Source organism: Lysinibacillus sp. RS10 (assembly GCF_041956855.1).
Lineage (GTDB): Bacteria > Bacillota > Bacilli > Bacillales_A > Planococcaceae > Lysinibacillus > Lysinibacillus xylanilyticus_A.
The window spans coordinates 2,409,617-2,430,767 of sequence record NZ_CP167122.1 but is presented as its reverse complement, the minus strand read 5'-3'; the positions used below and the strand labels follow the sequence as shown (position 1 = coordinate 2,430,767).

The window sequence follows — 21,151 nt, the reverse complement described above, 5'->3', positions numbered from 1 at the left end:
TGATTACTGACTTGCTTGTTGAAAGGGAGCTGTGGTTGATTCCTTTCAAGGTTGTACGCTGGGTTCATATAAATGATAAATTGTTGCAAATGTATTTCCAAAATCAATACATTGACACAATCTTTCCTCCATTAACAGAATCGTTTCCTCTAAGGTAATATTCCATAAGTCCACATTCATCATGGCAAATAATAAATTCTTTAATGGGGTATGAAGCTCTATATATCTTGCTGAAATAGGATCATTTTCTAAACAACTTAACGATTCCTCTAATTTTTGTAAGCAAAACATCACTGAACGTGGGAAGTGCTTATCCTGTAATAAATATTGAATGACACAAAGTAAATTTGTTTGGCGATGCTTCCGCAAATAAGACTCCGTCGCCTCCGATAAATCAAGTAAAAACGTTCCGTCCGCTTCAAATAAGGAGATGGGTACTTCCTTATGTTGCTCCAGTATAATTAAAGCCATACGAATTGTCTTTTCAGCTCGTTCTAACCATTTCCCAACGTGCATGTAATAAAAAGGTAAATCTCGATCCATCGAGCCTTCGATAAGCCCAGTAACCGTTAACGATGTCTTTCGAACATTTTGCAAAAATGAATTCAGAACGATAAGTGGAATGGGTCTTTCACGTCCGATTATTTCTTGCTGTAAAGATAAATAAAAGGCATTTTGCAATTCCCAAAGTTCAATCGGGATGCTATCTCGGGTTACCCGCGCATTTTCCCTAACCGCACGTAAAGTAGCATGAAGGGCGTTACAGTTTTTATCAGAAAATAGAAGATATTCGATCAGTAGATTAACTCGAATGGATTCATAAAAAGTCAAATACTCTTCCTTCGAGGCACAAATATCTAACACCGCTTCCCAATGGTCGATGTATTCATTTTCTTTACCTGATTGCTCCAACATATTCAACAGCTGTACTTGTAATATATGTGCATTTGTTTGTGTTCGTTCACTATATCTTGCCATCCAATACAGTGCATCGGCTACTCGACTTAGCATGCTGTAATTCCTCCTTTAATATCCATGTATCTTTTGCTCCTCCGCCCTGTGACGAATTCACGACTAAAGAACCTTCTTTCAGTGCCACACGAGATAAACCACCAGGTAGTACATAAATATCATCACCCTTCATGACATATACACGCAAATCGACATGGCAAGGATAGAATTTCCCATCCTGAAAAGCAGGTGCTCTAGACAAGTTAATCGTTGGTTGAGCAATATATTGAATCGGGTTTTCTATAATTTTTTCTTTAAATTTAGTAATTTCTTCATCACTCGCATGCGGACCAATTAGCATATCATAGCCACCAGAGGCACTAACATTTTTTATGACAAGCTCTCTCATATGCTCAAGAACCCAAGCTCGCTGTCTGTCATCATCTAAATGATAGGTCTTCACATTACGTAAAATAGGCTCCTCATTTAAATAGTAGCGAATCATATCCGGCACATAGGCATACATCGCTTTATCATCGGCTACACCGTTACCAACAGCATTTAAAATAGCAATATTTCCAGCTTTATAAGCATCCATGATATGAGGGACTCCAAGTAAAGAATCCTTTCGAAAAACAACAGGATCTAAGAAATCATCATCAATTCGACGATAAATAATATCGATTTGCTCTAGGCCATAAATTGTCTTCATATACACCTTATTATCTTGAACGACTAAATCATGCCCTTCAACAAGCTGAATATTGAGCTGCTGAGCTAGGAAAACATGATCATAATAAGCTGAATTATACATGCCCGCTGTTAATAGGACAGCCTTAGGTTCTACACCTGGCTTCATACAAGGTGGTCGATGAGCAAGTAGTGCCTTTTTCATAAAGGCCATTTGTTTGTCGAGTGACTGGATGGAATGCTTAGAGAAAAACTCAGGATATACTTCCTTCATGACATATCGATTTTGAAAAACATAGGATATACCTGAAGGATTACGTAAATTATCCTCTAACACGTAGTAAATACCGTTTTCATCACGAATCAAATCAATGCCTGCTAAAAAAATATGATTATCGATCGGTACTTTTACACCAAGCATTTCTTTATAGTAGTACGGATTGTTTTCAATAAGCCGTTTCGGAATAAACCCATCCTCAAAAATGGACTGTTCATGATAGACATCATGCAAAAAGCAATTTAAAGCTTTGACACGTTGCTTCATACCAGCTTCAATTACTTCCCACTGTTCATGTGGAATAATAATAGGGATAAAATCAAAGGGCATTGTCCGTTCTGTGCCACCTTGTGCTCCGTATACGGTAAATGTAATGCCTTGTCTAAGGAAGCTTGATTGTGCTTGTTGGTATTTTTCATCTAACTGTTCCTTAGGAAAAGCATTGAGCTTATGGTGGAAAGACCGATAATGAGGCTTCGGTTGATTGCCATCAAACATTTCATCAAAATACAAACCAGATTCATAGAACTTCATCATATGGATCGCCCTCCGAATTTAAGTAGTAGAGAAAACGTGTTAAACTAAATATGAAACAATTTCGCATTGGCGTAATTGTTGCTTTCGCACAGAAAACATTTGTAGCTGACGCTTTGCTTTCGCTACAGAAAACATTTTGTTGCTGTCGCTTCGCTTTCGCACAGAAAACATTTTGTTGCTGTCGCTTCGCTTTCGCACAGAAAACATTTTGTTGCTGACGCTTTGCTTTTGCGCAGATAAATTGCGACTGGACATGGCGTTCTTAGACTGGGTTACTCTATTTCAGTTTGTGTTAGGGCACTAATTGAAAAGGAACCACAACTGCATTCATTCTCCACTTTTAGAGGAATGAAGATAAATACATAAAAGGAGCTAGAAAAAATGACAATCATTAATTTAATGCAAGCTTATGAGTTAGACAAGCTTTCAAAATTAGGTTTAACTGATGAAGAGATTGTAGGCACATTGCATACAGGGGAAGTATCAGCCTGGCAAGAAAAAGTACCAAACTATGAATTTTCCGAAACAACGGCACTTTTTAAAGAAGGGGAACAATCGTTCTTAGACGCTCTGCATGGTAACTATCGTATCAAATATGTAACTTTGCCAGGCATTCAGCGTTTGCTGCATCTTCGTTTTTCATTAGAAGAAGATAAGGATTATCAATTATTAGAAACAGGAATCCAACATTTAACTTGTAATGAGGAAACTATCGTGAAGCTTCAACATATGCTATCAACAAACTGGTCTCTAGCAAAACAAGTAGATGGGACGTATAGTGTTTTTGTTAAGTAATTCACTTCCGCACAGAAAACATTGCATTCGGAATCAACAAAACCAGATAATTCCATGCGCATTGTGAGATAAATCGACACGTATAGTTACCCATCTTTTCTTTTTTCGAATCGTCTCACAGCATTTTAGTACACTAGATTTTAATATTCATTTTCCTTGCACTTTATGCATGAAAAAGTAGATCTTTCAAAAAAACTTTCAAAAAGGTGATTTTCTTTATAAAGAGAATCATCTTTTTTTACTCTCAATTAAACAAACGTATGTTCCGTTTTACGGAAAAAAGGCACTTTTTTCACCATAAAGTTCCCAAATTTATATTTGGGAACGTTTTTTCGTGGTAAAATAGAGAAAATAGAGGTGATTTTATGGAAAAGACTAAGCTCCCTAAAATAATGAGAGACTTCCTTGTCTATTTAACGACGATTAAAGGGAAGTCTCCGCGCACAAGAAAAGAATACGAATATGATTTGACATTATTCTCTCGTTTCTACATAGCAATCCAGAACGATCTTGATATAACAGATATAACGAAAATAGATATTTCTACTATTACAATAGAAGAAATCCGAGAGATCACACTGGAGGATCTTTATTTATTTATGGAGTATTGCGAAGTACAGCGCGGAAATTCCGCATCCGCGAGAGCACGTAAGGTGGCAACGTTAAAATCATTTTTTAAATACCTTAAAGGAAAACGCCGACTTCTTGAGGAAAATCCCGCTGATGAATTAGAAACACCAAAGATTGGACGAAAAAGACCTATCTATATGAATCTTGAAGAAGCCACTCAATTTATTGATGGCATCCAGCCAAATCGCGCATCTCCAAGAAATTATTGTATGATGATGTTTTTCTTAAATTTAGGGATTCGTGTAACCGAGCTATGTTCGCTCCATAGGTCATCTATACAAGGGCGCTACTTAACTGTTGTTGGTAAAGGTAATAAGGAACGTACCGTATACTTGAATGATAGCTGTATGCAGGCACTTGCAGACTATGAAAATAGTGGAAAGGCACCATATAAAGGAGAGGGAGAAGAGCCTCTTTTCGTCTCACAAAAGGGCACACGCTTTACACGTCAAACCGTTGCTAAAATCGTTAAACGAATCAATCAGCATTCTGGGCTTCAAAAAGAACGACTGACACCACATAAATTACGTCATACATCCGCAACGATGATGTATAAATCAGGGGCAGATATTCGAAGTCTCCAGCATATACTTGGCCATTCAAGTGTTGCGACGACACAAATCTACACACATATTGAAGATGAAGAACTGCAACATGTACTCGAAAATAATCCGTTCAATATTGTGCGAGAAAGATAATTTTCAAAACTACTTTCCAAAATTTTAAAGGAAATCAAAGTAATCGAAGAGAATACATTACATTGGATAGATTTTATACAGAACCAATAACTTTTGGTGAGGGGAGTAGTTTATGAATCCATTAATAAATGATCATCTGCGTGAAACGAGAAATACTTTAGTGAAGGAAATTGAGTTATTAAGTGATCGTCAATTAAATGATAAACCTGATTTAAAAAGTTGGAGTATCGCCCAAATTTGCCATCACCTAGCTTTAGTGGAAGAGTCTTCAGTAAAGGCGATTGCCTGGGGATTAAAACAAGAAGATAGTAAGCAAACTGAACGCAAAAATGTTCAACTTATCGTAGATCGAACAAAGAAAATGACAGCTCCAAAAATTGTTGAACCGGCTGAAGACTTATTTACAGTTCAGCAAATCATTGAGATGCTGAACGATTCGAGAAAAAAATTAACAACTTTCCTTGATACAATTGAAGATAAATCAATATTAGGTGAAAAATCCGTGAAGCATCTTGCACTCGGTGAACTACCTCTTGATCAATGGGTTGAACAAATTTATTTACATGAGCAACGACATATCGTGCAAATATTAGAAATCAAAATGTGTTTAGAGGTTGAGCATTAATGAATTCACAGGAGACGGAATACAAGCAATATAAGCCGGTTCGTTAAAGAAATGATACTAGCAAGCAAAAATTCAATCGAAATAGAACTTGTCTGGAATATGTTGATGTTTTTTTCAAAAATGATAATCTGATTATTGGAGTAGCGTCAGGGAAATGCGGATTTACAACGTTAAGGAAATTCCAATATTAAAAAGCCAATTTCTTAGCATTAAAATAAAGAAATTAGGCTTTTTTTTCGTTGCATCGGTAAAGTATTCGCTACTGAAAGTTTTCTATATAATGAAGCTCTAGATTTTTGTAGATAAGTTATCAGGTATGTTGATTCACCCTTTTTATCCACTCTAATTAATTAAAAGGCTCTGATTTCCGCTACGGGTTTTTCACTAATAAGACAGATTTTTTAAATGGAAAATTTATTTAAAATTGGAACCTGTATTTGTTTCATGCGTTTTAAATATAGAGGGTAGTATTTTGGAATAGGGGCGAATGAATGGTTAGAAGAAGAGGAACATATCAAATAAAAATTCGTGACAAACAGCTCATTTGTTTATTTTGTCAGAGCGATCAATTTCAACATCGTGAAGTTTATCTGGATTTAAGTCCTTTAGGTGAATCGGTGAAGGACCAGCTCACAATGCAATCATTTTACTGCACGTCATGTGGTAATATCCGTATGTTTCAAGAAAAGAATCGATTTGACCATACATTACAAAAACAAGTATCTATAATTGAGTATTCGGAAGTGTTAAAAGAATGAGTATAAGTAATTTAATGCAGAAAAAAAGTCGTATTACAATTTTTGATGAGCCTATTATTTGTAGGTTTTGTTCACATGATGTGTTTATCCCTTATGAAGTTAATGTGAATGTTGAACAACCGGGTATCGGTGTTCGTCATACTCGTGATATAGCAATTTGTCAATATTGTGGTGAAGGGAAATTTTTTGGAGATCCAAGTTATTATGATGCTGAAAAAGATAATTTTATTTGGGCATTGAATCAGCATTTACTTTCCGTTAGAAAATATAAGATTAAGTTTGCATTATATGTTGGGAAAAGAAATAACGATAAAATAACTTCTTTTATAGATAAACTTATTCAAGACTTAAGAATAGAAGTAGAGAATATGAGTGATTTAAAAGGTGGAGTAGGAGTAGTACTTCAAATAAAACTTTCTAGTTTAAATGATATTCAAACGATTAGATCTATTATAATCGATTCTGCAAAGCGAATGAATATCACAATTAAGGATCTAACCATTAAATAGTATTTTCTAAGTGACATTTATTTAAATGTCACTTAGATATTTTATGAGATATTTTCACTAAAACGAAACTAAATGAAAGTAAATAGTCTAATTTTTTATTAAAAATCGCTTAAAAAATCGAAGAGAGCCATTGTTTTGATCAATATTATTCAAAACAATGGCTTTGTTTATGTCGTAAGACTAAGGCTACAAAGGTATTTTTAATTAAACCTTTTTGTAATGCTTGACGAAAGAAACAAACTGTTATATATTAAATAAAAATAATATCAACTGTTATAAAACAGTTTGGTTCAGGGAGGAATTCTAATGTCTAAGTATCGTGTTGGTTATGATTTTTATTGTGAAATGTGTGAACGCTATGGTTTGGAGCCAATTTCATTCCGCTATTATGTATTACAGTTATCACAGCAGCAACTTTCAGCTTATAATATGCAAGCAAAACAATTAGATATTTAATAGTTGTTAATAAAGGATGTGGTTATTACGGAAGCCGACTTGAATATTTTATGAAGAGCCCAGCCATACTAACTTAAATGGACTGGGCTTTCGTTTATTTAAAAGAAATATCAGATAATTTGTTGACATAATAAATAATCTGTTATATATTATTAAAAAATAACAAAACTGTTATATAACAAAAAGGAGCGAATGCACATGTCTCATTATAAATCTGGCTATGAATTATATCTTCATTCAGCAAAAGACTACCACCTTTAAAAGTGTGAGATGAACGAGGAAGTGGTTTCCTTTCAATGGGATCCAACACCTACTGAATGAAGATAAAGCCTCCGGCGGATGTCACGGATTTCGATAGGAATGAATTGTGTCAGCACAATTCAAAATCCGGACGCAATTACGCCAAGGCGAAATTGATTAAAAATATCCGAACAATTTGATTTAGAACCAATTAATTTCTATTATTATGTCAATCAATTATCGCAAGAACAATTAGAGTATTATAACGAAGCTGCACAAATGAAAGGAAGTTATTAGGATGACAGATTATCGTGAAGGCTATGAATTTTATCGACAAGTATGTGAGACACACGATCTAGAGCCAATAAATTTTCACTATTATATTTTAAACTTATCTCATGAGCAACTAAATGCTTACAATGAACGAGCCAAATCATTGGGAGGTCCAATAGAATATGAAGTCTCTTAATTTATAAATGCCTTACTGCCAGTATGTGACAGTAAGGCATTTTTGTCATTTCATAATTAGAAATCAACCAAATTTGTTTATGTTGTAATTTTATTTTATGATTAATATAAAAATAAGAAAGAGATATATTATGCAAGAAACATTTTTTCAATTATTAGAACAGGCTGGTCTGTTTGCCGTATTTTTAAGTTTATTCATTAATATATTAGTGAGCATTATAGGTGTATTACCAAGTGTATTTATTACAGCAGGAAACCTAACAATTTTTGGTCTATTTAATGGTTTAATCGTTTCTATTATTGGTGAGGGTTTAGGCGCACTCATTAGCTTTCTTTTATATAGAAAAGGGTTAAAGAAATGGAGACATACGGATTACCAACATCCGGTAATTTTAAAATTAAAGCAGCTTGAGGGATATAATGCATTTTGGGTTATTTTATGCTTAAGAATTCTCCCATTTACTCCATCTGGTGTTATTACGTTAGGAAGTGCATTTTCAAAAGTTTCACTGGGTATATTTACAGTTGCTAGTACGTTAGGGAAAATACCTTCACTTATTATAGAAGCAGGTGCAATATATGGTTTTATGCAAATTGATTCGAAGTGGAAATATATAATCATTGTTGTTATCTTGATTCTCTTTCTATTATGGAAGGTAAAGAATAAGTCTTCATGATGAAGTAAGCATTCGAAGGGAGCATTATTCCAGTAATGAGCATTTTGTGGCTCATCATCATAGCATGTGGTTGATCTCCGTTTCGACTAGATGCTTTCCAAGGGACGTCCAGCCTCCGCTCAACCTATATATATAGGATACGATTTAACAAATGCCATCTACAACTTTTGGTGAAAAACCATTTTACGGAATAACTCTAAGATCAGCAACTAAAAACGCATTTTTCTTGAACGAGGTCCGTTTCCTATCGCGAATACAGAAAATGTCAATTAAAATGAGTGTCAAATTGCAGATGTATTTGACACTCATTTTTTATTGTTGTGGAACCCTTTTTTGTTAATTAAGATTGCTTTGAAATATTTATGAATTAGTTAAAAGCAATTCTGTTTACAAGCAATAGAAATAATTTTCTGATATTTCCCGAAAAATAATTGATATTATTTAACAGTTTTGCTAAAGTTATATGAAATATCAATCGATGATGTGGCCAAGTAAGTAAGAAATGTGAAACAGAAAATATAGCAATTGCTGAGAGCTATATCACCGCTTCTTATCTGAAACCTACCACGGAGGTGTTATGCAAACATAACCGAGTCGTTTTCGTTACAAAACGTTAGAGGGTTTTAATATTTCCTTAAAACTAAATTCAAGGTGGTACCACGTTTAGTCGGCACAAAGACGTCCTTATTTGGAGGATAGCTTTGTGCTTTTTATTTTTCAGTAAGTAAAGTTACAGAAATGGAGGAGAGAATATGACAACACAACAAAATGATTTTTCAAAATGGTACATTGATACAATCCAAAAGGCAGACTTAATGGATTATACACCGGTTCGCGGCTGTATCGCATTTAAACCAGACGGCTATGAAATTTGGGAACATATTCAGGAAGAAATGGATCGTCGTTTTAAAGAGACTGGTCACCGCAACGCTTATTTCCCTATGTTAATTCCTGAATCCTTCTTCCAAAAAGAAAAAGAGCATATCGAAGGTTTCTCACCTGAGCTTCCTTGGGTAACAGAGGCGGCAGGCGAGAAATTAGAAGAACGTTTAGCGCTTCGTCCGACATCTGAAACAATGATTGGTCATTTATATTCAAATTGGATCAATAGTTACCGTGATTTACCTGTCTTGATTAATCAATGGGCAAATGTCTTTCGTTGGGAAAAGAAAACACTTCCGTTCATTCGAACATCTGAATTTTTGTGGCAAGAGGGCCATACAGCGCATGTTGATGAAGAAGATGCGCGTAAAGAAACAATGCAAATGTTAACTATCTATAAGGAAGTTGTAGAGGAGTTGCTGGCAATCCCTGTCTATGATGGACAAAAAACACCTTCAGAGCGTTTTGCAGGGGCTGTTGATACTTATTCTATCGAAGCAATGATGAAAAATGGAAAGGCCGTACAAGCCGGTACCTCTCATTATTTAGGGACAAAATTTGCTGAAGCTTTTGATATAAAATATTTAAATAAAGCCAATCAGCATGAATATGTACACACAACATCTTGGGGGACTTCCACACGTTTAATAGGTTCAGTAATTATGGTTCACGGTGATGAGCAGGGTCTTATTTTACCACCACGAATCGCACCAACCCAAGTTGTCTTAATACCTGTAGGTCCATGGAAAAAGACCCCTGAAATTATGGAGAAACTAGATGACATATATGCAGTCCTTAAGAAGAAAGGAATTCGAGTACGTCTTGATGACTCCGATCAATCACCAGGCTTTAAATTTAATGAATGGGAATTAAAAGGTGTACCAGTCCGAATTGAATTAGGACCTCGTGACTTAGAAAACAATCAAGCCATGTTAAAAGCACGTGATGAAGATGAGAAACAAGCGATTGATCTTAACAACATTGTTTCTGCAATTGAAGAAGAACTAACAACGATGCAAACTCGTTTATTTGACAAAGCGCGCCAATTCCGCGATGCAAATGCTCATACACATATTGATACGCTACCTCAATTACAGCAGCATATTAATACTTCTAAGGAAAATGGCTCTATTCCAGGCTGGGTGCTTGCTGGATGGTGTGGAAATGATGCGTGCGAAGAAAAAGTGAAAGAAGAGACTAAATATACGTCTCGTAATATTCCGTTTCATCCACCAACTACTAAAACAACGTGTATTTGCTGTGGAAATGAAGCGAAACATACAGTTTGGTTTGCTCAGGCATATTAAGTTGTCAAATTTCGCTTTCAAACGCAACGCAAGTATTCAGCTTTTGTAATATCTTCATATTTCCAATCCATATATAGATTATCTGTGACGGCTGTTATTTTTTCTAACTCTTGTTGTTTAGTCTTGTAAAATTGTTCTAATTGTTTTGATTTCGTCTGAACGATTGGCTGTTTATTATTCCTTAATGTCGGTGGTCATATCATCGACAAGTGCTATTTACGCTTGAATGGCTCGTAATCCAACTTCTGTGATGTCCACTATACTCATACTGTGTCGTGTGCATTTCCCTCTATGTTTGACTACATAAGTAGAACAATCGTAGTAGGGACATTCTTTCAATTCTGTTTTCGTTTGTTTACGACTCGTTTTCCCCTGCATCTCCATCTGGAAATGCAGTGTTTTTATCTTGATTCAGCAATGTTTTTTCTGTGTTTTCAAAAAAATGCTGGTATGCTAAAATAAAAACAGAACATATATTCTTTTTTCGTAGAGGGTGAAAACAATGAGTTATGATTTAATGGTCTTTGATAAAGAGCAAGCTCCAAACAATAAAGAAACATTTTTGCAATGGTATGATGAACAAACAAAATGGGCTGAACCACATGATTACGCAACAATAACAGTTACAACACCGGCATTACAAAAATGGTATCAGGATATGGTGGAACAATTCCCCAATATGAATCTGGTGGATGAGGAATTATTGGATGAAGATGACGAGTTAGAGAGTCGTTTGACTGAATATAGTATTGGTTATGCCGTGATTTACACAGCTTTTGCCTGGTCTGTAGCGGATGAAGCATATAGTACGATGAAGGAGCTTGCAAAAAAGCATGGAGTCGGTTTTTTTGATGTGAGTGGTGAGGGGGAGATTTTCTAAATCATTAAATCGTATGTCGAGAGGTGGATAAGAAATGACAGAAAATCTTATTGCGCAATGGCAAGAGCAAAGAAAGACGTTTGATGCAAAGAATGACAAAGCAATTAACGCCATGCATACGCTAAGGGAGCAAGTTCAAAAAGCGGAGCGAACAGAGGTAAATTTGCGCATGCTCGTCGAAATTTTCTGTATGTTGAAAATCTATGACGCGGCATACAAAATTTTTACATCCGTTATGGATTTACGTAATAAAAAAGATCAGAAAAAATACGGCGCGATTAAATATTGGATTGACAATCCACAAACTGTAAAGCCACTAGTGCCACGTGTCATTCAGGAGCAAGCGGAGCTGAAAATACCATTACCAACATTTAAATATATGCCGAATCCAATACAAGCGAATATTTTTAAAACGGGTGAATTAGTTGTTTGCGACTGCTGTGAGCAAGAAGTGGACATTTATTGTACTATAGGCATTTATGCGATTAAAGAGGTGGAATATCTTTGTCCAAGCTGTATTCATAGTGGGCTGGCTGCACAAAAATTTGATGGTCAATTTCAGCAAGATTTATTAAATTCCGAGCTTGTGAAGAATGATGACTATACAGATGAAGTGTTGCATCGAACACCTGGCTATATTAGTTGGCAAGGAAATGACTGGGTAGCCCATTGTACGGATTATTGCACATTTATCGGTTATGTTGGCTGGCAAGAGCTAGTGGAGATGGGCATTACGGAGGAGTTTGAACATTTTAATGGTCATACCAAAGATGAGCTAGCCGCTACTTTGCGTAATAATGGCTCGCATCAAGGTTATTTATTTCAATGCTTAGAATGTCAGCAATACATTCTGTATTCCGACTTTGATTAAATCTAGGTTACATTGGTGAAGTATGGGGAAGTTGACCATGGCTCTGGAGAAAATGTACCAAAGTTACTACACTAGCTAGTGCGGAGAAATGACCAAGAAACAGCAGATGAATTTCATGGAGATTATTTGTTTCATTTTAGCGAAATTCGCTTGTTTTATAGATTGGAAGAAGACATTTTCAAGCATCTGGATAGTCGGTAAGGCATCGACTTCATCCTTGCGATAATCCTTGTCAATTGGCTGTTCAGGACGGACTAGTGTAATAACTCTATCTAAAAGAATGGTGAGTAAAAGTACATTGATTTCTTTTTGGTACAAGATGAATTGATGAATTGATGGATTTGAAATGTAATACAAGGATAGTCGTGGTTTTGGTGCAAAAATTAGGTACTTGTAGTTTGATAATTAAGAAATCACGATTGTCCTTTTTTGCGAGGCGAAGACAAATACTGACAAAATAGTAATTATGGAACTTTATATCCAAACAATCGAATGGGGGAAATGAATTTGTCACAGTATATAGAACAGTTTTTGGCGGATGTATGGCAACAGTTAGAGCGCTTTTATCAGCAGGAAAACGACCGAATTAGTAAAACGAAGGACTGGAGCCGGCTCCATATAGGGGTTAATCATTATATAAAGGTGAAATGGACATCAGAAAAATTGAATAAATTACAATGTGGAACCCCTCATTATGGAACGATTTCGATTTATACATACGAGCCATTTAGTTGGCGTGATGATGCTTATAAAGTAGCAGCGGGCGATTACATACAAGAGATATCAGACATCAACCAAATAGAAGAATTATTTTCCGCTTTATGTGCCAAAATGGATGCGGTTTTCCAATCCGATGAATATCATGCGAGGCTTTTTGATTATCGCCTTCAACTTATATTGGAATTTGAGCATGAGGGACGTGCGATTTGCTATCAAAAAGAGCTACTAAATAACGACAAATTCACATTAGCGAAACAAACGTTAGCTACTTTTATTGAAACAAAAGTGATGGCTGATTTACCTGTATGTCCTGGTAAGAAAGATGGATTTTTCTTTGCTCGTTGCCTAGTCAATCCTCATTTTTTCCATCAGCGCGTAGCTGATATCGAACCGTTAATGCAAAAGTTATTGGAGAAGTATAGCGGGAATGAAGAACGCTTAAAACAGTGGATATATGATTATACATTGGCATTTAAAGCTTGGGCAGAGGAGTATATTTTATCGGTTTATTTTGAGGAAACAGGAGAATATGTAACGAAATGGATACTAAACTCAGAGGCTAGACCTAAACAGAAGGAGCTAGAGTTCTTCGTTTATATTGCCTTACAAATCGGATCTAAAGAACCTGATACACGTATGCAATATCTTGAATTGGCGCAGCAACTTGGCTCACAAGAGGCGGAGGATTATTTACAAAATGGCAGTAATCATTTTGAACATAGTAGGAAAAGTGCGCGCTTTCAAGGAACAGCCAATGATATTCGAAAACTCATTTCAATTCACATCATTGTTGAGGAAGAAGAAGCCTATCGTGAAGCGTTGCAATACATCATCGATTTGTTACAAGCGGGCTTTATCAAGGGCTATAGTTTACAGTTAGAGAGTCAGGAAGAAAGCTATTTACCGATTCAAGGTCTTGCGAAAACTGAGCTGCATCAATTTTTTGCAAATTGCTTTGCGTATCCAAACCTGTTCCCATTGATTGCCGACTATGCAAAAGTGGCAATGGAGGAATATGCATGGTATGAGGACGTGGAGCCTAGCGAGCTATCCGCTATGCCTGGAACATATGCTGTATTTGGTTTAGGGCTTTATAGTGATGCTTATTTTCCCCTTGTGCAAAGCTATATGTCACTTGTTGATTCAGAGCACCAGCTTGTACAAAATAACTATGCAGAAGCTTTTCTTAACATGCACGAACTATCAGTAGAACGGATGCCTGTACTGATTGACATTTTACTTAGCGCAAATGAGGGGGACCTCGAGCAGTTAAAAGGAATTCACGTTGATGAACTGGAATTGCTAGCTGAATTGATACATCAACTGGAGAACAAAGAAGATTACCAACGTAGCTATGTGTTATATCAAATTTTTGGTAATATGGAGGATCTAGCACAGCGCATTAAAAAAGAATCAGCGCCAATCCAAGAAATGCTAGAAAAATTTCTAGGTTGGATGGAAGATTATTAATGGGTTAGCTTTCCTTAGTACTTTAAAAGGCAAGACATCTCTGTAGAGTAGGAAGTGCAATGTTGAGGAGATGCTAGCAAAATGTCATTTTTAGCATCGAGAGCAAAATAGCTGCAAGATAGTTAAAATCGCAGTTGCTTTTGATAAAAAATCAAGAAAGAGGAGGATTCTATTGTTAGATATTAATCATACTACTGCTTGGATCGAGTTGTTGTCCACTTATGAAGTTAATCCGAAATATGGCAATCCTGATGTAATTGATCAGTACCTGGATCAGCGGGATGCCGATCCGTTTGATTCACAATGGATGGCTGCACATGGCGACCTGACAGCTATCATTGACAGTATATTGGTGGCGGATCGAAAGGAGATAGAGATGCTTCAGGATCGCGCCAGTAAGCAAATTTACGAAACAATCATTGGACAGACTAGTCACTCTGACCTAGCCGCCTATGCATCCGATGATGTAAGGCTGATTGTTGGCTTCCTTGTGACGGGCCGAGTTAACAGTTTTGTTCTTGAAATGAAGGAAAGTTACGAACGCGGCGATTTACCCAATGTTGAAGAGAGTCCTTTTTCATGAGAAAAACCGTACCTGCTGATGTTTCAATCCGCTGTCGCACAGTGATACCCGGCAATATAGGCATAGTTTGTTGCTTGATTTAGAAAAAGAATGTGTGCTTGTCAGTGGTGGTTGGGGTGTAGCGTTTGCTGCATGGCGACTATGGGCTTTTACCTGAGGATGGACGCGAAATGGCATCTTCTATCTGTTAGAAAAGGAGCCTCAATCCGATTTCAATGTGATGGTCTTATGCCGGATAGTTGGCTTCGGTTAGGATGCGTTCAGAATAATGAGAAAAGCGTAAAACATGATTAGGTCAGTTAATTAACAAGGAGGCTACTACAATGACAAATGATACTTTACAATTATCCCAGAAATGGCGAGATGAGGGGTTACGTTATGCAAGTGAGATTAATGCCTACGTGCGCAGAGGATTAGAAAGCAACTGGGAGACACCTGGAGAGGAGCCGTCTGAAGATTCACGTGGACAATTAGCTTCGCAAGTGTACAAATTTATTAAAGAGGCGAATAGAACAAAGGATCTGGAAACGCTCCGTGAACAGTTTCCAGCTGCTTCTTGGCCTTTTCAGGAAACGCACAGCCAACTAATGCGAGCTGTTTATCCAATTGCGTTTCTACGTGATGGTGCATTACTTGTTGCAGCGCAAAATGAAGATTTATCACGCACTGTCTATGTGATGGATAAACAGGAAGCAAACCGTATCGAGCATGTACAAGCGGCAAGTTGTTCTCCGAATGGGCGCGACATTGCTTTGATGGATGAGCAAGGAGTTCGTATCGTACGCGAGCCTGATCGAGAGTTGAACGGTGCTCTGCTGGCTACATACACATGGGCGACAATCATCGACCAATTGCGCGAAAAATACCCCGACATTGAGACCTTACAGCCAGAAAGCTATCGAAGCGCAGATGTCATTCCATTCGCTGATGGCACGAAGTTGTTGATGGTGTCGCATGACGGCATCTATTTGATTGAGGAAACAGGTGCCCTCTTGTTACACCCGACAGTGGAAATTATACGGGAGTGGGCAAGGGAAGATGATGACTTGACAGCAAGTTTAGCGATGCCACATGGAGCTGTTTCGCGAAGCGGCAGATGGCTGGCTTATGGAAGTCAAGACAGCGAGCATATGTTGCTGGATATGGAAAAGTATGTTACGCACTCGTTTGAACCGATGTCGAGTTATCCGCATTACAGCTTGTTCAGTGCCAATGATGAGCATGTTTTGTTCAATGCATGTCATTTTTACAATGGATGTACGCTAGGTATTTCACTCCATGATCTTGAACAGTACAATAATGAAGAACCCCCTTCAATAGATGATAGTATGCGTGTATATGCCGGTGTTGCAGTGCAAGGGGGCAACATTATGGGTGACGCATATGGTTATTTACGAATGATTGATTTGGAGGGGAATGAACTTTGGCGTTACTTCGTATCTGGGACAATTAGTGGTATGGCATTAAACTCTGACGAGACAATATTACTTGTCGGTACATACAATGGAACGCTACATGTACTTGATTTGACTAGTACAGAGCCAAGTCCGTATGAGATTAGCACAAGTTCAATACGTGAATCGTACCGCTGGATTTTCTGGGATACTCAACAACCACTGTACTGGTAGTTTTTATAGGCAAAATCGACGAAACGATAAGGTTCTTTTTTATCAAAATCATATGTATTTGAAATGACAGATACATATAATAGTTTGCGTTTAGTCTAAACTTCAAGTGTTAGTAAAAGTAATTAATTGTTAGAAGTGTCACGATGGAAACATCTAAATGGATTCCTTTAATTAACATCTGGGATGAAGAAAAGATTTGGCTAGGAACAAGAGTTAGATTATACAATGTAGATCTAACTCTTGTTGAAGATAGCAAAGATAATTACTACGAATGCTTAATATCATCTATTTATGAAATCGAAACTCACTTACAGCATATCTAAGGAAGTGAAAGTATGTTTTATTCGATTGGCAACACAACAATAGATTCTGATAAATATAGAGAAAAATTTGCAAAACGTTATTATCTGCCTTTTATGAAAGAATTGATAGATTTATCAGGATGTTCTTTAAAGGAAGCAAAAGAGTTGATTGATTTAGTGATTCATGAGGAAGGCATTATTGTTTGCCAAACATCACAAGAGTTACAAGATACTTGTTTAGCTGAATTACAAGATGATTGAGAGGGAGTTGGATTATGCCAAAAAAATTATTGAATATGTGCGCATTGTTTCGATTCCTTGCTGGATTTAAACAAGCGTGTGAAAATGATGAAAAGATACATGATTTATTTTCTAGGGCGATATTGGATTAATGGATATTGAAGACGCATTAAGGAACGTGAATGGTAGTGAGTTATGTTTAAAATAACTGTTACGATCTACGCAATACTCTAAATTATAAAGGCTTTTATAGAGGGATTTTTTACTAATTAGAAACTCAAGATAAAGGGGAATGGACTATGCAAGATATTCGACCAACATCACGCTGGCGCAATGCTAAAAGAGAAGAAGAGGAAGAATTTACTGCTGGATTGATTGAGAAAGATGACTGTATTTACGCGGAATTGTTTCCAGATAGTTTTATTCATCAGACGGAAATGGTGCTAGAGCAGTATGCAGCATCCATTGCGAAACTACCAAATCACCCAGATAGCTATCCTGCAATTATGAAATCTATTGAAACGGCGGTACTTGCCCTAAATGAGATTAATGAGGTGGGTGGAGGCGGATTAATTGAAACTGGAGAACGAGAGGAGCTTTGCGACTATTTTGACCAAGTGCTGATTCATTGTGGACTTGATGTTGATGACCTTGCTAAAAGCCAGAATCTGGAACGTTATGAGTTAACAGATGATTGGCGTGAGTGGTAATTAGAGGGAAGTGTACGTTTTGCTTGAATTGACGAGTGCAGTATTGGGAAATCTGACAGGACCAAAGGGCTCTGGAGAGAATGTTCCAGCGTTATTACAGCAATTGAAGCAAGCATACGACCAAGAAAGTGGTAAGTTACCTGCAAGTTGATACATTTTATCTTCATTACCAGACCACCATCTTGTTTCAATGGCACCTGGAGATATACAATTCACTCTAATAGTAGGTGCTAATGCGATAGCTAACGATCTGGTCATTGTGTGAATGGCAGATTTTGTTGCTGCATAGGGGATTGATGAGCCTATTCCGGTCATTCCCGCTACGCTCCCCATATTCACAATCACACCCGATTGTTGCTTCTTCATATAAGGAACAACAGCTTTTACGCAATGAAACATTCCTTTCACATTTACACTGAAAAGGGTATCCCTTATTTCATCTGTTACAGCATCTAAGTCATCTAAAGCTATTTGAGCAGTAATACTCGCATTATTTATTAATGCATCAATCGTCCCGAAAGTTTCTGCAATATAGGATACTAAATCATTCACCTCTTTTGCAATCGCTACATTTGCTTTATAAGCCATTGCTGTTCCTCCTAGATGTGTAATCTCATGTACAACTTCGAAAGCTTCTTTTTCAGAACGACTATAATTAATGACAACTTTTGCACCTTCAGCTGCTAACTTTACAGCTGTTGCTCTCCCAACACCAGTGCCGCCACCCGTTATGAGAACTACTTTATCTTTTAGTTCCATGCTAAAACATCCTTACTTTATTTGGATTTTTAATAGGTTTCTAGCTCATCACTATGACGTGTGATTGATCTCCGTTCCAACTGTACGCTTTCCTTTGGCGTCTGATAAGCCGCTTCACTGCAGGGTCTCGGGCCACCAAAAGATGTCACCCATAACTTTTGGTGATGAGTCATGTTTCTATTATATTTTTATGAATATGAAGTGTATAATACTGAATAATGAAGAAGGTATCATTTTAAATGATATCAATGAGAGGGATATTATTCTTGGAAAGTCATGATTTGTGGATTTTTAAACATGTTGCAGAACTACAGTCAGTATCTAAAGCTGCTGAAAAATTGGGTTATGTACAACCTAATGTTAGTCAGCGTATTAAAGTGTTGGAAGAAGAACTGGGGGTAAGGTTATTTAAGCGTAATAATAGGGGAGTAACATTAACGGAGGAGGGTAAAGTCTTACTAGAGTATACAATTCAAATTATGCTTTTAATGGATGAAGCCAAGTCATTAGTTAATCCAAAAAAATGGAGAGAATCTCTTGTAATAGGTGCTTCTCAAACGATTTCTGCAGTTAAAATACCTCAATTATTTTCTTCTTTTTTGAGTGAACAAACAAATATTGATGTAAAAGTAAAAACGAATGATCAGGAAAAGTTACAAGACATGCTTACTTTGGGAGAGCTCGATGGTATTTTTATAAAGGGTCCATGTAATCACGCACAGTTTGAAACCGTTTATAGCTATTTTGAGAAACTCGCACTTATTTCACCAAAAAATAAAGAATTTGAAAAGCAACATCGTCAAACTTTAATTGTAAATAGTGATAAAAATTGCCTATATAGAAATAAAACATTGGATCTTTTCAAAGAGAATCAATCCATAATAGAGTTTGATTCACTAGAATCTATTCTTCAAGCAGTTCACGATGGACTTGGGATCAGTATAATACCTGCAGACGTCGCAAACAGTCGGAAAAAATCTATTCAATATCAGGAGCTTTCTGAAACAATCAAGATAGACTTCATTATCAAACATAGAAAACAGCAATCGCAAAGTCTAAAGAAATTTATTGATTTTTTACAGAGGATATAACATCTACTATACAGCGAGTTATTAAAGATTAAAATTACTGAAAAAGCTAAAGGGTATGAATTGATAAAGGTTGAATACGACATAAATACTAGGAGATCAAAATGCATATTGTTGAAAGAATTAGCACTTTAGAAAAGTATTTACAAGCATTCGATTTACATGATTATTGGGTAGGGTTTAAAACGATACCTTTTGCAATTTTTAATGACAAGATTGTCTATTTATTTAATCATCCTAATTATACAGATCATACTCCTAAATCGTATGTAGTTCTTGATAAAACGGATGATTTCAACGGGTGTACACTTATCTTATTTGAGAAAATACCTACTGCTATTATCGATATTTCATATTACGATACAGATGAATTATTATATTCTATTTTAGTGCATGAATTATTTCATGGTTCTCAATATCTCAATGAGGAATCAAGGTTTGCCAATGAAATAGTTGGCGCTACATATACAAATCACCCAGAAAATATTGAAATAAGAAATCAAGAAAGGATCGCACTATGGAATGCACTTAACGTCCAAGAAATATATGAAAAAGAATACTATACTCAACAATTTGTATCTTTTAGAAAAAGTAGACAAGAGAAATTCCCAGAATATGTAGCGTATGAAAATTTTCTTGAAACAATTGAAGGCCCAGCATTTTATGTAGAATATCAGGCTTATCAAAACGTCATGCCTGATGATATACGGAGAGATTTTATCCATGATCTGCATGATATTAAAGCTTCGACACTGAATGTTCGACAAAGTTGTTATTCATCTGGATTAGCGTGCTGCCTATTGCTTGATATATTTGAACCAAATTGGAAGAAAGATTTTTTCTGTACATCCAAGCCATTATTTGAAATCCTTTTACAGTATGTTAGTACCATTCCGGTCCCATCCATTGAAATCAGTGAAAAAGCATTTCAGTTATCGAAAGAAATGGATATACGTAAGCAAAAGGAAATCGAAAATTTTACAAAGAAAAATGTCTCAAAAATTGTAGCAATCGGTTCTATCAAAGTTGTAGGATTTGATCCAATGAATATGGTTGTAATGAATGAGCTGACATTCCATAAAACATTTGTAAAGCTACAAGTAAAAAATGATGTCATGACAATAAATCAACCAATTGTAATTAAAAAAGTGGATGAAGAAAACACCTTATTTTATTTAGAACTAGCAAATCAACCTGCTATTGATGAACCGTCAATATGCATAAAAGAAATGGGAAATTTAATAGGTGAATTGGTTTCGATGACTGAGAATACCTATGTGTTAAAAGTGTAAATTCGTGACATCACCCAGAGGCTTGATCTTGTCTAGTAATTGTTCACAAAACAAAAATAAATATATTATGTAAACTAATAAGAAAATCGAAAGTAAAGAACGAATTAG

General features: G+C 36.3%; 22 protein-coding genes. 18 read left to right on the top strand and 4 right to left on the bottom strand.

What is annotated here, in order from left to right:
- Nucleotides 1–45 precede the first annotated feature (45 nt).
- Genes ACB089_RS12405 through ACB089_RS12395 form a run of 3 tightly spaced genes read right to left on the bottom strand, consistent with a single transcriptional unit; the run spans nt 46 to nt 2,710 of the window.
- Nucleotides 46–1,011, bottom strand: a complete 966-nt coding sequence (locus tag ACB089_RS12405) for an alpha-E domain-containing protein (RefSeq protein WP_374966675.1) — start codon at nt 1,009–1,011, stop codon at nt 46–48.
- The gene (locus tag ACB089_RS12400; RefSeq protein ID WP_374966674.1) at nt 965–2,455 is read right to left on the bottom strand and encodes a circularly permuted type 2 ATP-grasp protein; all 1,491 of its coding nucleotides are present in this window, start codon (nt 2,453–2,455) and stop codon (nt 965–967) included. The genes ACB089_RS12405 and ACB089_RS12400 overlap by 47 nt, the downstream gene beginning before the upstream one ends.
- 39 nt (nt 2,456–2,494) lie before the next feature.
- A complete protein-coding gene (locus tag ACB089_RS12395) occupies nt 2,495–2,710 on the bottom strand; it encodes a hypothetical protein (RefSeq protein ID WP_374966673.1) in 216 nt (71 codons plus the stop codon).
- Nucleotides 2,711–2,836: 126 nt separating this feature from the next.
- On the opposite strand from ACB089_RS12395, the gene ACB089_RS12390 reads away from it, so the two are divergent.
- From ACB089_RS12390 to ACB089_RS12315, 16 genes are all read left to right on the top strand, one after another.
- Entirely contained in the window at nt 2,837–3,250 is a 414-nt protein-coding gene (locus tag ACB089_RS12390; RefSeq protein WP_374966672.1) for a hypothetical protein, read from the top strand.
- A gap of 365 nt (nt 3,251–3,615) precedes the next feature.
- Nucleotides 3,616–4,578, top strand: a complete 963-nt coding sequence (locus ACB089_RS12385; RefSeq protein ID WP_374966671.1) for a tyrosine recombinase XerC — start codon at nt 3,616–3,618, stop codon at nt 4,576–4,578.
- 112 nt (nt 4,579–4,690) lie between these two features.
- Nucleotides 4,691–5,203, top strand: coding sequence for a DinB family protein (locus tag ACB089_RS12380; protein ID WP_374966670.1), 513 nt, complete (start codon nt 4,691–4,693; stop codon nt 5,201–5,203).
- 491 nt (nt 5,204–5,694) lie between these two features.
- Complete coding sequence (locus ACB089_RS12375) at nt 5,695–5,961, top strand: hypothetical protein (RefSeq protein WP_374966669.1); 267 nt, start codon at nt 5,695–5,697, stop codon at nt 5,959–5,961.
- Complete coding sequence (locus tag ACB089_RS12370) at nt 5,958–6,470, top strand: hypothetical protein (protein ID WP_374966668.1); 513 nt, start codon at nt 5,958–5,960, stop codon at nt 6,468–6,470. The genes ACB089_RS12375 and ACB089_RS12370 overlap by 4 nt, the downstream gene beginning before the upstream one ends.
- A 306-nt stretch (nt 6,471–6,776) precedes the next feature.
- Nucleotides 6,777–6,926, top strand: a complete 150-nt coding sequence (locus ACB089_RS12365) for a transcriptional regulator (protein ID WP_374966667.1) — start codon at nt 6,777–6,779, stop codon at nt 6,924–6,926.
- A 538-nt stretch (nt 6,927–7,464) separates the two neighbouring features.
- Complete coding sequence (locus ACB089_RS12360; RefSeq protein WP_068984237.1) at nt 7,465–7,635, top strand: transcriptional regulator; 171 nt, start codon at nt 7,465–7,467, stop codon at nt 7,633–7,635.
- Nucleotides 7,636–7,765: 130 nt separating this feature from the next.
- Nucleotides 7,766–8,311 (top strand): TVP38/TMEM64 family protein, encoded by a 546-nt coding sequence (locus ACB089_RS12355; RefSeq protein ID WP_374966666.1) that lies wholly within the window; start codon nt 7,766–7,768, stop codon nt 8,309–8,311.
- Nucleotides 8,312–9,063: 752 nt separating this feature from the next.
- The gene (gene proS / locus ACB089_RS12350; protein WP_374966665.1) at nt 9,064–10,500 is read left to right on the top strand and encodes a proline--tRNA ligase; all 1,437 of its coding nucleotides are present in this window, start codon (nt 9,064–9,066) and stop codon (nt 10,498–10,500) included.
- A 502-nt stretch (nt 10,501–11,002) separates the two neighbouring features.
- Nucleotides 11,003–11,380: a hypothetical protein gene (locus ACB089_RS12345; protein ID WP_374966664.1), complete on the top strand. Its 378-nt coding sequence runs from the start codon at nt 11,003–11,005 to the stop codon at nt 11,378–11,380.
- A 34-nt stretch (nt 11,381–11,414) separates the two neighbouring features.
- Nucleotides 11,415–12,251, top strand: a complete 837-nt coding sequence (locus tag ACB089_RS12340) for a CbrC family protein (RefSeq protein WP_374966663.1) — start codon at nt 11,415–11,417, stop codon at nt 12,249–12,251.
- A 507-nt stretch (nt 12,252–12,758) separates the two neighbouring features.
- Nucleotides 12,759–14,441: a DUF6138 family protein gene (locus tag ACB089_RS12335; RefSeq protein ID WP_374966662.1), complete on the top strand. Its 1,683-nt coding sequence runs from the start codon at nt 12,759–12,761 to the stop codon at nt 14,439–14,441.
- Between the two features lie 172 nt (nt 14,442–14,613).
- Nucleotides 14,614–15,024, top strand: a complete 411-nt coding sequence (locus ACB089_RS12330; protein ID WP_374966661.1) for a hypothetical protein — start codon at nt 14,614–14,616, stop codon at nt 15,022–15,024.
- Nucleotides 15,025–15,347: 323 nt separating this feature from the next.
- Entirely contained in the window at nt 15,348–16,652 is a 1,305-nt protein-coding gene (locus ACB089_RS12325) for a PQQ-binding-like beta-propeller repeat protein (protein WP_374966660.1), read from the top strand.
- A 335-nt stretch (nt 16,653–16,987) separates the two neighbouring features.
- Nucleotides 16,988–17,215 carry a hypothetical protein gene (locus tag ACB089_RS12320; RefSeq protein ID WP_374966659.1) on the top strand — a complete coding sequence of 76 codons (228 nt, stop codon included), beginning with the start codon at nt 16,988–16,990 and terminating at the stop codon, nt 17,213–17,215.
- Between the two features lie 278 nt (nt 17,216–17,493).
- Nucleotides 17,494–17,904 (top strand): hypothetical protein, encoded by a 411-nt coding sequence (locus ACB089_RS12315; RefSeq protein ID WP_374966658.1) that lies wholly within the window; start codon nt 17,494–17,496, stop codon nt 17,902–17,904.
- On the opposite strand, the gene ACB089_RS12310 is transcribed toward ACB089_RS12315, so the two are convergent.
- Nucleotides 17,905–18,663, bottom strand: a complete 759-nt coding sequence (locus tag ACB089_RS12310) for an SDR family NAD(P)-dependent oxidoreductase (RefSeq protein ID WP_374966657.1) — start codon at nt 18,661–18,663, stop codon at nt 17,905–17,907.
- Between the two features lie 266 nt (nt 18,664–18,929).
- Here ACB089_RS12310 and ACB089_RS12305 point away from each other — a divergent pair, with 266 nt between their 5' ends.
- A complete protein-coding gene (locus tag ACB089_RS12305; protein ID WP_374966656.1) occupies nt 18,930–19,754 on the top strand; it encodes a LysR family transcriptional regulator in 825 nt (274 codons plus the stop codon).
- 101 nt (nt 19,755–19,855) lie between these two features.
- Entirely contained in the window at nt 19,856–21,043 is a 1,188-nt protein-coding gene (locus ACB089_RS12300; protein ID WP_374966655.1) for a hypothetical protein, read from the top strand.
- Nucleotides 21,044–21,151: the final 108 nt, after the last annotated feature.

Coding starts and splice junctions, on each gene's coding strand:
- ACB089_RS12405 (WP_374966675.1), bottom strand. CDS start 1,011: ATGCTAAGTCGAGTAGCCGATGCACTGTATTGGATGGCAAGATATAGT.
- ACB089_RS12400 (WP_374966674.1), bottom strand. CDS start 2,455: ATGATGAAGTTCTATGAATCTGGTTTGTATTTTGATGAAATGTTTGAT.
- ACB089_RS12395 (WP_374966673.1), bottom strand. CDS start 2,710: ATGTCCAGTCGCAATTTATCTGCGCAAAAGCAAAGCGTCAGCAACAAA.
- ACB089_RS12390 (WP_374966672.1), top strand. CDS start 2,837: ATGACAATCATTAATTTAATGCAAGCTTATGAGTTAGACAAGCTTTCA.
- ACB089_RS12385 (WP_374966671.1), top strand. CDS start 3,616: ATGGAAAAGACTAAGCTCCCTAAAATAATGAGAGACTTCCTTGTCTAT.
- ACB089_RS12380 (WP_374966670.1), top strand. CDS start 4,691: ATGAATCCATTAATAAATGATCATCTGCGTGAAACGAGAAATACTTTA.
- ACB089_RS12375 (WP_374966669.1), top strand. CDS start 5,695: ATGGTTAGAAGAAGAGGAACATATCAAATAAAAATTCGTGACAAACAG.
- ACB089_RS12370 (WP_374966668.1), top strand. CDS start 5,958: ATGAGTATAAGTAATTTAATGCAGAAAAAAAGTCGTATTACAATTTTT.
- ACB089_RS12365 (WP_374966667.1), top strand. CDS start 6,777: ATGTCTAAGTATCGTGTTGGTTATGATTTTTATTGTGAAATGTGTGAA.
- ACB089_RS12360 (WP_068984237.1), top strand. CDS start 7,465: ATGACAGATTATCGTGAAGGCTATGAATTTTATCGACAAGTATGTGAG.
- ACB089_RS12355 (WP_374966666.1), top strand. CDS start 7,766: ATGCAAGAAACATTTTTTCAATTATTAGAACAGGCTGGTCTGTTTGCC.
- proS (WP_374966665.1), top strand. CDS start 9,064: ATGACAACACAACAAAATGATTTTTCAAAATGGTACATTGATACAATC.
- ACB089_RS12345 (WP_374966664.1), top strand. CDS start 11,003: ATGAGTTATGATTTAATGGTCTTTGATAAAGAGCAAGCTCCAAACAAT.
- ACB089_RS12340 (WP_374966663.1), top strand. CDS start 11,415: ATGACAGAAAATCTTATTGCGCAATGGCAAGAGCAAAGAAAGACGTTT.
- ACB089_RS12325 (WP_374966660.1), top strand. CDS start 15,348: ATGACAAATGATACTTTACAATTATCCCAGAAATGGCGAGATGAGGGG.
- ACB089_RS12320 (WP_374966659.1), top strand. CDS start 16,988: ATGTTTTATTCGATTGGCAACACAACAATAGATTCTGATAAATATAGA.
- ACB089_RS12315 (WP_374966658.1), top strand. CDS start 17,494: ATGCAAGATATTCGACCAACATCACGCTGGCGCAATGCTAAAAGAGAA.
- ACB089_RS12310 (WP_374966657.1), bottom strand. CDS start 18,663: ATGGAACTAAAAGATAAAGTAGTTCTCATAACGGGTGGCGGCACTGGT.
- ACB089_RS12300 (WP_374966655.1), top strand. CDS start 19,856: ATGCATATTGTTGAAAGAATTAGCACTTTAGAAAAGTATTTACAAGCA.